Source organism: Nocardia anaemiae NBRC 100462 (genome assembly GCF_001612725.1).
Taxonomy (GTDB): Bacteria; Actinomycetota; Actinomycetes; order Mycobacteriales; family Mycobacteriaceae; genus Nocardia; species Nocardia anaemiae.
Genome location: NZ_BDAZ01000006.1, coordinates 50,703 through 63,246 on the forward strand (window position 1 = coordinate 50,703; position 12,544 = coordinate 63,246).

The window sequence follows — 12,544 nt, forward strand, 5'->3', positions numbered from 1 at the left end:
TCCTTCACACCTCGAAAGCCAATGGCGAGCTGTCCGCCGGTTCGGACTCGATTCGGGTCGCCGGACCCGCCGACAGCGCGTCCGCCTGTGCGGCCACGGTGTCGAGGTCGAACAGCATTCCCACCGAGATCGCGCCCGGCCACCCGGCTTCCAGGCGCAGGTGGAGCGCGACTACCCGGTGGGAATTGCCGCCTACGTCGAAAAACCGGTCCGTACGGTCGAATTCGTCGTGCTGGAGCACCTCGGACCAGATCTCGCCGACCGCCCGTTCGTTCTCGGTCCAGCCATCCCGCGACGGAGCCGTGCGCTGTTCGGGACGGGAGCGCAGCAGGGCACGCAGCGCCGCCTCGTCGAGCTTGCTGCTGCCCGGTGCGATCGGCAGAGTGTCGACCTCCACGAACCTTTCCGGAACCGATTCGGGCGCAAGGCGTTCCGCGCAGTGCGCGGTCAGCGCGGCAACCGTGGTCGGCGCGGAACCGGCCACCGGCACCCAGAAAGCGGCCAGGTACACGGCATCGTCGGGGTCCGTCGCATCCAGCACGACCACCTCGCGAACGGCGGGATGTCCCGCAAGTACCGTCTCGACCGCGGCGCGTTCGACCCGCACGCCCCGGACCTTCACCTGACTGTCGGCCCGCCCGTGGAATTCGATGTGACCGCCCGCGTCGACCCGCGCGAGGTCCCCGGTGCGATACATGCGCCCGCCCGGCTCGGTCGAGAACGGGTCGGCCACGAACCTGGCCGCGGTCAGTCCAGGCTGTGCCGCGTAACCGTCGGCGATCTGTCCACCCCCGAGGTACAGGTCACCGCGGGTGCCCCAACGGACCGGCCGCAGCGAGCGGTCGAGAATGTGCGCCGTCGTACCATCGGTCGGTGTGCCGATCGGCACGACGGGTTGGGGCGTGTCCGGGACGACGTGGCAGATGCAGGTGACGGTCGCTTCGGTCGGACCGTATTCATTGTGCAGGCTTGTCGAGGGCAGAACCTCGCGGTGTTGTTCGACGAGGCGAACCGACACCGGCTCGCCGCAGAGGGTGACGATCCGCAGCGTCGACTTCAGCTCGACCAGTCGCGGCAGCAGCACCCGATAGAACGAGGGCGTCGCGACGAAATGCGATACGCCATGGCGGACAGCGAGTTCGGCGACCGCGTCGACATCGGGCAGCATCCGGGCGTCCGGGAGCACGCTGGTGCCGCCGACGGTGAGCGCCCAGGCCAGCGCCGAGAGGGAGCCGTCCCAGATCAGGCGCATCGCCGAGAATGTCACGAGTTCGCCGTCGGTGTACGGATAGTTCCGTGAACCGATCAAGGTGGCGAGGTTGGCCCGCGAGACGACGACCGCCTTCGGCTCGCCGGTCGAGCCGGAGGTGCTGATGACGTAGGCGGGCGCCCGCAGGGGCGGCTGGTCCGGCAATGCCACGCCGGATGGCTCGGTGTCCTCGGCGATATCGAGCACCGCCGCCGTGCCCGACACCAGCGCGGCCACCTCGTCACGCGGGGTGGAACCGTCGACGATCAGCGCGGTACAGGTCGTGGCCGCCAGCACCGAACGCACCGCCGACGCGGGACGGCCCGGTTCGACGACACACCATGCCGCAGCCGCGCGCAGAGCCGCGATCATCCCGATCACGGTGTCCAGGCTCTGCCGTTGGAACACCATCACCGTCTGCCCGGGGCGTACGCCCGCGGCGACCAGGCGGCGCGCGAGATGTGCTGTGGCGGTGTCGAGTTCGCGGTAGGTGAGCGACCGGTCCCCCACCACGAGCGCGGTGCGGTCAGGTATCCGCTGGGCTTGATGGAGGATTCCACGCAGTAGGTCCGTCGATCGATCACCCGGCGTCGAATCGCTCGATACCGTGCGCCCATCCGTCACCCGGCCACCGCCCCTCATGGAATCGCTACTCGATGCAGTGCTCATCCAGTCACCTCGACATGGCCGGTTCCGTTGATGTCCTCCGGCGGCACCGTGCAGGCGAGCAGGACGCGGTCGCCGTCGGACTCGAGCACCTCGAATCCGGCGAATCTCAAGGTCACGAGCATTACCCGGTTCACCGGGGTCGCCACGAATTCCGCCGTCGGCCGCCGCCCCGCCGCGCGTGCGCGCCGGACGATTTCCCGGATCAGCGCCGTCCCCACTCCGCGTGACATCACCCGGCACGACATGAGCAGCAGGAGCAGCACCGAATCGGAGCCGCGGATCTCCGAGACCGCCAGCCCGATGGTGCCGTAACCGCCGAATCGGTCGCGCAGGGATGCCACGAGCACCTCGTGGCGCGGGGACGCGCACAGTTCCCGCAGTTCGTCGATGTCGAAGGTGGCCCCGGTGGTATTGAGCTGGTGGGTGCGAATGGTCAGCTCATTGGCCCTGGCAAGGTCGGCCTCCGATGCCGCGCGCACGGTCATCACCAGGCCCAACGAAGCGAGGAAGTCCGCATCGGATCCGGCGAATTCGGCCTCGCCGACTCGGCGGGCATGTTCCGCGCGATAGTAGGACCGGCGCTGCCGCGCTTCTGATGTCACGGTCTTCGGCGTGAATTCCGGTAGGTTCGCCAGGTCGGGTACGCGATCGGCCGGATAGCACCGTACCTCGGGACAGGAGGTCGCCACCTCGGCCAACTCGACCGGATCGTTGTCGACGAACGCCATGGTCTCGCGCCCGATATTCAGCGATTCGGCGATCCGGCGGATCGCCTCCGACTTCGGGCCCCAGCCGATCTCGACCGCCGAGAACATGTCCTCGATACCGTGCCGACGCAAATGTTCTGTGGCGACCGACAATTCGCCGCGGCTCGCGACGGCGTGCAGGATGCCGCGTTCGTCGAGGGTCCGGATCGCCCGCAGCACTTCGGGTTTGGGAGTCCCACCGTCGGATTCGAGCACGACGCCGGGCCATACCGTGTCGTCGAGATCCCAGACCAGGCATTTCACCGTTGCCGCCATGGCTCAGACCCTCCGCATCAGGGCGGCGCTCCACGCCGCCACCGGACTGCTGTTCAACAGCAGCGCATACGCACCGGATGACCGGGTTGCCGCCGCGGAGTCCAGGTTGACCAGCATGTCCGCCGAACCCAGATGTCCGTATGCCGCCAGATTGCTCCGGCACGCCGCATCGATCGTGGCGCCGAGGGCCTCCTCCCAGAAGGCGAACGCACCGCCCGACAGGTTCTGCATCAGGATCGGTCCCACCGAGTCGGCCCGAATGTGATTGCGTTCCAGCAGTTCCGCAATGATGACGTCGAACCGCTTCTTGCTTTCGACCGCGAGCCGGAACGAGTAGGTGGATTCGTCGGTGCACGCCTCCGTCCACGCCTGCGACGGGGTGTCGCGGTAGTCGATTCGGAACAGGTCGGCGTATTTGCCGTCGCTGCGCAGGATCTGGTCGACGAACTCCCAGCGCCCACCGGAGGTGGTGACCAGCAGCGCGGCCGCGCCGTCGCCGAGCATCGTCATCGGCGGGCGGTAGCGGTTGCGGGTTGGCGTCTTGGCCGCGGCGACGACGAGAACGGTGCGGTACCCGGCGTCGGCGCGCAGCAGGGCCGCGGCCAGGGTCAGCGCGGCGGAGACCGATACGCAGCCGAGGTCGCCTACGCCCGCGGTGAAGGCACGGGTGGCGCCGATCCGGTGTTGCAGCCGTGTCGTTTCCGATGCGAGCAGGTACTGCGGCGCGCGCCCCGTGACGAGCAGTAGCGCGTCGAGGTCGGCGGCTTCGAGCCCGGCCTCGTCCAGCGCCGCCGTCGCCGCCGCCGCGGCCAAGTCCACCTCGGACAGCTCGCCCGCCGTGCGCACCGTCTCGATGCCGAGTGCCAGCGCGTGTTCGCGTCGGTGCGCCGGAAGTTCGTCCAGTTCGGTCAGGCCGGCCACCCGCGCGGAGGTGGCGGGGAACCACGTCGCCACCGGGCCAAGCCGCACCGGCCCGCTCACCATCGCGCACCCCGCAATACGTGTTCACCGATGGTCACCTCGGCGACCTCCTGTGCTCCCTCGATAATCCGCATGACCTTCGCGTCGCGGTAGAACCTGCCGACGCGGCTATCCGGTGCGCACCCCGCCGCGCCGAGTACCTGCACCGCGCGTTCACTCACCGCGGCCGCGGCGTTGGATGCCGCGTACTTCGCGGCGACGGTCGCGACGAGGGCGTGCGCTGATCCGGCGATCCGGTCGTCGGTCGCGCTTTCGCAAATGGCCTGTGCGCCTTCGACATCCACCCAGCAGCGGCCGAGCGTCGCACGGATCAACTGGTGCTCGGCGAGGGTGGCGCTGCCCTGGACGCGGGTGGCGGCGTGCGCGGCGGCGTCGGCGAGACAGGCTCGCGCGATCCCGACGCACCCCCACGCGACGGTGAACCGCCCGTGGTCGAGCGCCGTGCCGAGGACATGGGACAGGCCGAACCCGGGCGGTGCGATCAGTTGTGCTGCGGGTATCCGCACGCGATCGAACCGAATGTGCGCCAACCTGGCACCGCGCATGCCGAGCTGACCCTCGACCGGTTCAACGGAAACGCCGGGACGGTCGCGATCGACGAGTGCGGCGCACAGTCCGCCGGGTGCTGTGCCGAGTACCAGGAAGACGTCGGCGACCTGCCCGAACGTCACCCACAGCTTCTGTCCGGACACGATGCGGTCCGCACCCTTGTCCGCGAAACTCGTTGCAACACAGGCTAAGTCGGTGCCCGCCCCCGCTTCGGTCGCCGCCAGCGCGGCAACAACTTCCCCGGACGTGAGCCTGGGCAGCCAGTCGCGGCGCTGTTCGGCGGTGCCCCACCGATCGAGCGCGGCGGCCACCATGCCGTGCACGGTGACCAGCGAGCGCAGACTGGTGCAGTGTTCCCCGAGCGTGGCGGCGATCCGGCCGAGTTCACGCGCGTCCAGACCCGCACCACCGAATGTCACCGGCCGATCGGCGCCCAGCAGCCCGGTCCGGGCCGCGAGCGTGATCATCTCGTCGGGCAAGCCCGCCCGATCCCACTGGGCCGCATCCGATTCCGCGGCCGCGACCACCTTCTCGACATCGATCACGACGGCCCGTTCCCGGACCGCTTGCGCTCGACGAACGCGGCCGCGCGGGCCGCGGTGCGGAAATTGTCGAGATCGAGATCCTCGACATCGACCGAGATCCCGTAGGTCTGTTCCACGTGTACGACGATCTCCAGTGCCCGCAGCGAGTTGACCATGCCCAGCGCGAAAATATCGTCGTCACTGGACAATTCGACGGCGGCGATCGAGCCGAAGTACACCCGCAACTCCTCCGCCAACTCCGCGCGGCGTGCCACGATCGGCTCCACCTGTTCCACGCGCAACCTCACCTCTCGACGTAATCCGGTGGCGAACGGCCGTGCGCCCTCGCCCCCCGCGGACCACGACAACACGGGCCGTGATCACCCGACAAGCCCCCGGTTTCCACGGGCCATGTGCTCTGCCCAACCGCCGAATCACGGATCTACTCGGTACGCCTGTGCGGCACGCAGGGTGATCACGAGCCCACAAAAGAAGCGAAAATCCCACTCTCCGCGCATGATTCGGAAATCAGATCGACCCACCCCGATCACCGAGGTTCTTCGCACACGAAGCACGCGAATAGCCACCGTCAATCGCGAATCACCCCAATTACGGCGACAGGGATGCAGGATTCCAGGGTCGGGAAATCCGACGAGCGACATTACGTTCTCCGATAAGGAAATTCGGCCCGAGCGCGACATACGAGATATCGTCGAGCACTCGCCTCTGTTCCCAATATCGACGCGGCCGCGATCGGCGGGAACGGCGTGCAGAGACCGTCGAGTCCGCGAGATGGACAGATCGGCAGTAACGCCGACCGGGTGCGCATTTTGTGCAAAGGCGGAGCTATCGCACAGCGACCCCGGACAGACGAATTCTCCTACCCGCTCATAAACCGTGGCGATACGGGGCGGCGACGAATGCCAGCTTCGCTGCCGAATTAATGGTGGCCGGGTGGACAGGGGTGGACAAATGGGCACATGGGCGAAAGGCTATTGGTGAAGTGCGTGCCGAAGGGATCGGATACCCCTCGGTGCGGGACCGGGCTCAATCACTTCGAAGCGAGCGACCATGGACCAGAACCTCGGCGCGAGCACACCCGGCGCCGGTGTTGCCCACGCGACAGCAACGCAGACCGCGTTGACGACGCTGGTCGCCCAGTTCGCCGGGGACTGGAAATCATCGAGCGAACCGCCCGATCTGTCGGCACACCTGCCTGTGGAGCCCGCGCTGCGGCGGACCACGCTGATCGAACTGATCAAAGTGGATCTGCACGAAAGATGGCAGCGCGACGATAACGCGCCGCGGCTTGCCGACTATCGCCAACAGTTCCCGGAATTGCGCACCGCCCCGCTGCCGCCGGATCTCATCTACGAGGAGATCAGTGCCCGCAGCTCCCGCCACGACGTCGACCTCACCGAGTACGAGCACGACTATCCGACCCAGATGGCGCGCATCTCCGAGACTTTCGACGTCGGCGGCCTGCGCAGCACGCTGCTGGCCGACCCCAAGGCACTCGATGCCCTCGACTCCATCGGTACGGGTGCCTCCGTCGACGATTTCGATCTGCTGCTGCTGCTGGGCTGCGGTGCCTTCGCGCGGGTATTCCTGGCTCGGCAGCGATCGATGAGCCGGTTGGTGGCCGTGAAGATCTCCCGCGACCGCGGCACCGAACCGCAGACGCTGGCCCAACTCGACCACGACTACATCGTGCGCGTCTTCGATCAGCGTCAGCTCGCCGAACAGCATCTGAAGCTGATGTACATGCAGTACGTGCCCGGCGGCACCCTGCTCGGTGTGCTGCGGGAGATGCGCGGCACCGCACCGGTCCGACGCAGCGGCAAGCTGCTGCTACAGGCAATCGACGCCGCCACCACCAGCGGCGGCGTGCTCGAGCCGCAGGCCTCGCACGCGCGTGCGGAACTGGAACAGCTCACCTGGCCGGAAACCGTAGCCTGGCTGGGCGCCCGGCTGGCCACCGCGCTCGATTATGCCAATCACCACGGTGTGCTGCACCGCGACATCAAACCCGCGAATGTGCTGCTGACCGCCGACGGCCAGCCCAAACTGGCCGACTTCAACATCAGCTTCAGCCGCCACCTGCCCGGCGCGAACCCCGTCGCCTATTTCGGCGGCTCGCTGGCCTACATGTCCCCCGAACAACTCCAGGCCTGCCACCCCGGCCTGGCCACCACCGCCGCCGATCTCGATACCCGCAGCGACCTGTACTCGCTGGCTGTGGTCCTGTGGGAACTGCTCACCGGACGACGACCGTTCGACGACGGCATCGGAGCGGGCGAATCGGAGCAATCGTTGCAGGCGATGATCGATCGACGCCGCGGGCTCGTCGAAGCGAACCTGGAGGCCGACCTGCCCCCGGACTGCCCGGCCTTACTGCGTCATGCGCTACTCACCTGCCTGGCGCCCGACCCCGCCGACCGCTACCCCGGCGGCGCCGAACTGGCCCAGCAGCTGGAATTGAGCCAGGATCGGGCCGCCCGCGACCTGGTCGACCCGCCCGCACACAGCCTGCGGGCACGGCTGCGCGGGCGGCCGATACCGGTGGTGATTCCGGCAAGCATGTTCGGCCAAGTCGCGGCCGGGCTGTACCTGTCGGCGCACAATGTCCGGCTGATCCAACTCCAACTGGGCTCCGAGGCCGCCGGGCGGCTGACCCACCTGGGCTACGTGGTGATCGCGATCTCCTATCCGGTCGCCATCGCCGGGCTGCTGTACTGGTGCCGCAACGTCTTCCTGGTGCCCGACGGCCTGCGCCGAGGCAAACATTTCGACGAGACCACCCTCGCCCGGGCCCGCGCCGACACCCTGGCCTGTGGCGATCGGATCGCAGCGGTCGCGTTAATCGGATGGGTCCTGGCCATGGGCATCTTCACGGTGAAGCTGCTGTCACTGGGGCCGATCCCGGGCGGGCTGCTCGCGAATCTCATTGTCTCGAGCCTCGTCGCGGCCGCGGTAGCGGTCGTGTACACGTACTTTCCGGCCACCTTCTTCGTCTTGCGCTGGTACTACCCGGGTTTGGTCGCCGCCGGTCACATCTCCCCCGACGACGCCCCCCGGCTGCACCGGCTGGTCCAGCGCACCCGCGTGTATCTCGGTGTGGCGGCATCGGTTCCGCTGATCGGCGTGTCATTGGGGCTGATATTCCTGACGCCGCATCAGCAGCACACGGTGATCGGCTCGATAGTCGCCCTCTGTATCGGTGGGCTGGTCGCCTTCGCGGTTGCGCTGCGCACCTTCTACGCCCTGCAATCGGATCTGGCGGCCCTCGCTCGCATCGTGAACCCACATTCCCGGCCGCATACATGACCGCTGAACAACCTGCCATCGATCGCCGACCACCATGAGGTGATATTCATGCGAACAGAGGGAGACAGCTGGGACATCGTGACAAGCGTCGGCCTGACCGCCCTTGGCGTCGCCACATTTCGCGCACTCGAAACGCGCGATCCCGAGCCGATGATCCACGACGAGTACGCGGCGTGGTTCGTCGAGGCGGCGGGTGAACCGCACTTTCTGCAGACACTGGACGCCCCGGCCTCGGCGGACAATATCGGACTGTTCGGGCGGTTCATGGGGATTCGGACCAAGTTCTTCGACGAGTTCTTCGCCGCGGCGTGCCAGCAGGGTGTGCGGCAGGCGGTGATCCTGGCAGCAGGTCTGGACGCGCGGGCGTATCGGCTGGATTGGCCCGCTGGCACGGTCGTCTTCGAGATCGATCAGCCCCGCGTCCTGGAGTTCAAGGATCAGGTGCTCGCCGAGCACGGTGCCGTCGCTACGGCCGATCGGCGAGCGCTCGCGGTCGATCTGCGCGACGACTGGCCCGCCGCGCTCACTGCCACGGGTTTCGATCCGCGACAGGCCGCGGCGTGGTCGGCCGAAGGACTGTTGCCATTCCTGCCGGGTTCGGCACACGACGCATTGTTCGAACGCATCGACGCCCTGTCCGCAACGGGCAGCCACATGGCCGCCGACGACTTCGGCCGCGGCATGGATCAGCACCACTTCGACATGGCGGAAAGGTTCTTCGGCTCCAACCCGTTCGGCAATCTGAACGTGCACGACCTCTGGTACAGCGACGCCCGCGCCGATCCCGGCGACTGGCTGTCCAAGCACGACTGGTCGGTCCACCGCGCCACCCCCTTCGACTTGGCCGCCGCCTACGGCCGCCCGATCACCGATCTGCCCGCCGACGTGCCCGCCGAGCTGCTCGACCGATTGCGGCAGGCGTCCTACATATCCGCCGAGAAGCCGCAGTGAACGACCTACGACTCACCCACTGGTCAGCGCACGGTCCGCCAATGCGGCGATCACCGGTCCCAGGGTTCTGGCATAACTGACGGTCAGGTGATTGTCGTCGCGGTACACCAGGTTGTCACCGATGATGAGGGGACAGCGGGCGGCGCTGCAGAACAGCGAGGTGAGATCGGCGTACTGGCCGCCACCGGCGGTGGCCGCGGCCTGCTCGGCCGCGGTACCGGCGTCGTCGACCGCGACCGGCCGTGCTGGCGTGCATGCCGCTGCGTCGTCGAGATGTTCGGACAGGCACACCGGAACGGTGGTTTGCGGATCGGGAATCGACCCGAGAACGAGGACCGCCGCTCCGGTCGCGCGCAGCTCGCCGACCAGGCGGTTGAGGCTATCGACCCAGGCCTGGTCGTAGGAGACGAAGCCGAAGTCGGCGCCGTAGCGCCGGGACATGCTCACCACGATCAGCCGGGGGCGTTCGGCCCGCAATCGGGTCAGGATCTGGCCGCGCCACTGCTCGCATTCGGTGTATTCCCGGCCCAGATAGGGGCTGGTGATGGGCAGGTCGAGCAACGGGCAGGTGACCTTGGCCATGGTTTCGAGCCGCCAGTGCCGCTGCGCGGCGATCGGTTCGAACGCCGGATGCCACATCGCGGCATGTGAATCGCCGACCAGGGCCACGGTGGTGGCCGAGTCCGGATCGCCCGAGGCGCATTCGGCCTGTCCCACCTCACGCCACGATCGCACGCAGCCGTCGACGAACACGCCCGCCTTGTCGCCGGGTGCGTCGGCCAGCGTTGGAGTGAGATTCGAAGGGACGGCGTGGATTTCGGCCGAGGCGGCGACCGCGGCCTGCGTCTGCGCGGTCAGCTGTTGGACCGCCGCTTCGTGCGCGTCGGCGCTGCGGGTGGGTGCGGCTGGGGTGGCAAGGGTGAGAGCCGCGGCTGCCGCACCGCGACCGACCGGAACGGGAATGAGCATGAGCAGCACCAGTGCCAGCCCAGCGGCGACCGCGGTGATCGCACCACCACAGGCCAGGCTGCGTGCACCCGACTCGCGCAAAGCGGCGGCGAAGCGGACCGGATTCTCGACCAGCCACAACGTGAGCATGGCGAGTCCACCTGCCACCATCACCGCGCCCACCGAGCCACCCCGTCCGAGCTCGTGCCCCAGCACGCGCGGCGCCAGCAGCAATACCGGCCAGTGCCACAGATACCACGAATACGACACGCGGCCGATCGCCCGCATGACCGGCAGCGCCAGTGCGCGACCGACCCCGAATCGTGTTCGCACACAACCGGATAGGATCACCAGGCCGGTACCGAGAACGGGCAGCATGGCCGCGGTGCCCGGATACGGCGTCTTCCCGTTCAGCTGGGTACACGCCGCGACGACCAGGGCCAGCCCGATCCATCCGGCAGGGGCGGCAACAGATTTCGGCAGCCGGGACCACACAGTGACCGAGAGCGCGATCATGCCGCCCGCGCCCAGTTCCCAGGCCCGCGTCGGCAGCGAGAAGAACGCCAACGGTGGCAGCATGCGGGTCCAGAACAGCGAGATCGCGAAGGAGAGCGCGGCGATGACCGCGAGAACGATCAGGTACGGGAAAACAGTGGCCGATCCGATTCCGCGCCGCCGCGCGAACCAGGCAGTGGCGGCGATCAGTACGGGCCACAACAGATAGAACTGCTCCTCCACACCGAGCGACCAGAAGTGCTGAAACGGCGACGGAGGCGTGTCGGCGGCAAGATAGTCGGTGCCGCGCAGCGCGAGCCGATAGTTCCCGGCATACAAGGCGCTGGCTATCCCATCACCGAGGACCTGGCGAGCCTGCAGCGGCGGCAACAGTACGGCCGCGCCGATCGCGGTGGCTACCACCACGACACCCGCCGCGGGCAGCAGACGCCGGGCCCGCGCGCCGTAGAACCGGACCAGCCCGACAGCGTCGGCGAAAGCCGCCTCCCGCCAAAGGATTCCGGTGACGAGGAAGCCGGAAATAACGAAAAACACATCGACACCGACGAATCCGCCCCCGAACCCGGGCATGTTCGCATGAAACAGCACAACGGCCAGTACGGCGACCGCTCGTAACCCCTCGATATCGGGCCGAAATGTCCCGCGCGGCATCGCCTCGGTCGCCTGATCAGCCCGCTGATCTATCAATCCGCCGCTCGCCGCCACCGTCATGCGCGGCATTGTTGCCGATCGCACCAGCTATGTCACGGCAACTCACCGCGTATCAGGCCGCCCGACCTCGATCTTCGGCAGGCGACGGAGTTCGGTGTCGGTATTTCACTATACGTCGAGCGGCTCGGTCTGCGGACAATCCAAAACCCCGGATAATTCAACGCGAGGAATTCAATCGATACCGAGAGTGCTTGCAGAGCAAGGGTTCCCTAGATTCATCGAGGTTTATCGACTACTGAAGTCGGAGTGAAATATCAGGCCGGATCGACCTCGGGCGCCGTAACGCCATGTCGAGTGCCTTGGAGACTCGCGGCCGTCTTCGACGCTGCCGCGCTCGGGCCGACGATCGCGCGGCACCGCGTGCATGCGCGCCGCGAAATGCTCACTGTCCATGGCTGATCCGCACCTCGCCGTGGGCTACGCTTCACAGCGCGCTCGGGTGGCCGCGGCCGGTGCGATATGGCCTCGGCTCATTACGAAATCACTACCAGCGCACGCGCGATCGAGGAAATCAAGGCGACGACCGCGGCGGGGAAGCGCGGTCCATTCCGGAAAGGTGAAAAGCAGCTATGCCTCGAACGATTCTCTACCCATCCGACGAGTTGATCCGAACCGTGACCGCCACCTTGCTCGGAAGCAACGCGCAGTCGGACTCGACTCCCCTCTTTTTCGGCCTCACCCTGGCGGGTCCGGATCAGATCGGCGTCCTCACGCTGCCGACATCCGCTGATCCGCCTTTCCAGGATTTAGCGGTACTGGCTTTCTCACGTGCCCCCCGCCAGACCCTGTGGGGATTCGGATTCCATTCGGAAGCGACCCTGATGCGGACCGTCGACGCGCGAGGCAATGTCTGGACGGCATCGCGTGACCGCCCCGGTGCCGATGTCGTGCAAACCTTCCGGTCGGCCGATCATGGTGTACCCGACGATCCGATCGATCGAGAACTGTGGGCCGCCGCAGTAGCTCTCGCGGCGCTCTGATGTCGGTTACTCGATAACCCGCTCGTCGACCGGGGTGAGTGTTCGGCCGCGAATGCAACCCATGTGACGTCATGAAGTCGGTGCCTGTGATTTGATAGGGCACGATTGCTCCAAAAT

General features: G+C 67.3%; 9 protein-coding genes. 3 read left to right on the forward strand and 6 right to left on the reverse strand.

Going from position 1 to position 12,544, the window contains the following annotated elements:
* Positions 1-4: 4 nt before the first annotated feature.
* From NA5_RS05320 to NA5_RS05340, 5 genes are read right to left on the reverse strand one after another with little or no spacing between them, the layout of a single operon-like run.
* Positions 5-1,918: a non-ribosomal peptide synthetase gene (locus tag NA5_RS05320; protein WP_245672103.1), complete on the reverse strand. Its 1,914-nt coding sequence runs from the start codon at positions 1,916-1,918 to the stop codon at positions 5-7.
* The gene (locus NA5_RS05325) at positions 1,915-2,940 is read right to left on the reverse strand and encodes an HAD-IIIC family phosphatase (protein ID WP_062982516.1); all 1,026 of its coding nucleotides are present in this window, start codon (positions 2,938-2,940) and stop codon (positions 1,915-1,917) included. Before NA5_RS05325 ends, NA5_RS05320 begins: the two co-directional genes overlap by 4 nt.
* A gap of 3 nt (positions 2,941-2,943) precedes the next feature.
* Positions 2,944-3,921 carry a beta-ketoacyl-[acyl-carrier-protein] synthase family protein gene (locus NA5_RS05330; protein ID WP_245672104.1) on the reverse strand — a complete coding sequence of 326 codons (978 nt, stop codon included), beginning with the start codon at positions 3,919-3,921 and terminating at the stop codon, positions 2,944-2,946.
* Positions 3,918-5,015, reverse strand: coding sequence for an acyl-CoA dehydrogenase family protein (locus NA5_RS05335; RefSeq protein WP_062982520.1), 1,098 nt, complete (start codon positions 5,013-5,015; stop codon positions 3,918-3,920). Before NA5_RS05335 ends, NA5_RS05330 begins: the two co-directional genes overlap by 4 nt.
* Positions 5,012-5,290, reverse strand: a complete 279-nt coding sequence (locus tag NA5_RS05340) for an acyl carrier protein (RefSeq protein ID WP_084483902.1) — start codon at positions 5,288-5,290, stop codon at positions 5,012-5,014. Before NA5_RS05340 ends, NA5_RS05335 begins: the two co-directional genes overlap by 4 nt.
* Positions 5,291-6,065: 775 nt before the next feature.
* Between NA5_RS05340 and NA5_RS05345 the strand changes: the two genes are divergently transcribed.
* Both NA5_RS05345 and NA5_RS05350 read left to right on the forward strand, forming a co-directional pair.
* Entirely contained in the window at positions 6,066-8,321 is a 2,256-nt protein-coding gene (locus tag NA5_RS05345) for a serine/threonine-protein kinase (protein WP_062982522.1), read from the forward strand.
* Positions 8,322-8,369: 48 nt separating this feature from the next.
* Positions 8,370-9,272, forward strand: a complete 903-nt coding sequence (locus NA5_RS05350; protein ID WP_062982575.1) for a class I SAM-dependent methyltransferase — start codon at positions 8,370-8,372, stop codon at positions 9,270-9,272.
* Positions 9,273-9,284: 12 nt separating this feature from the next.
* Here the strand turns inward: NA5_RS05350 and NA5_RS05355 are convergent, their stop codons facing one another.
* A complete protein-coding gene (locus NA5_RS05355; RefSeq protein ID WP_245672106.1) occupies positions 9,285-11,387 on the reverse strand; it encodes an acyltransferase family protein in 2,103 nt (700 codons plus the stop codon).
* 629 nt (positions 11,388-12,016) lie between these two features.
* Here NA5_RS05355 and NA5_RS05360 point away from each other — a divergent pair.
* Complete coding sequence (locus NA5_RS05360) at positions 12,017-12,427, forward strand: hypothetical protein (RefSeq protein WP_062982524.1); 411 nt, start codon at positions 12,017-12,019, stop codon at positions 12,425-12,427.
* The last annotated feature ends 117 nt before the right edge of the window (positions 12,428-12,544 follow it).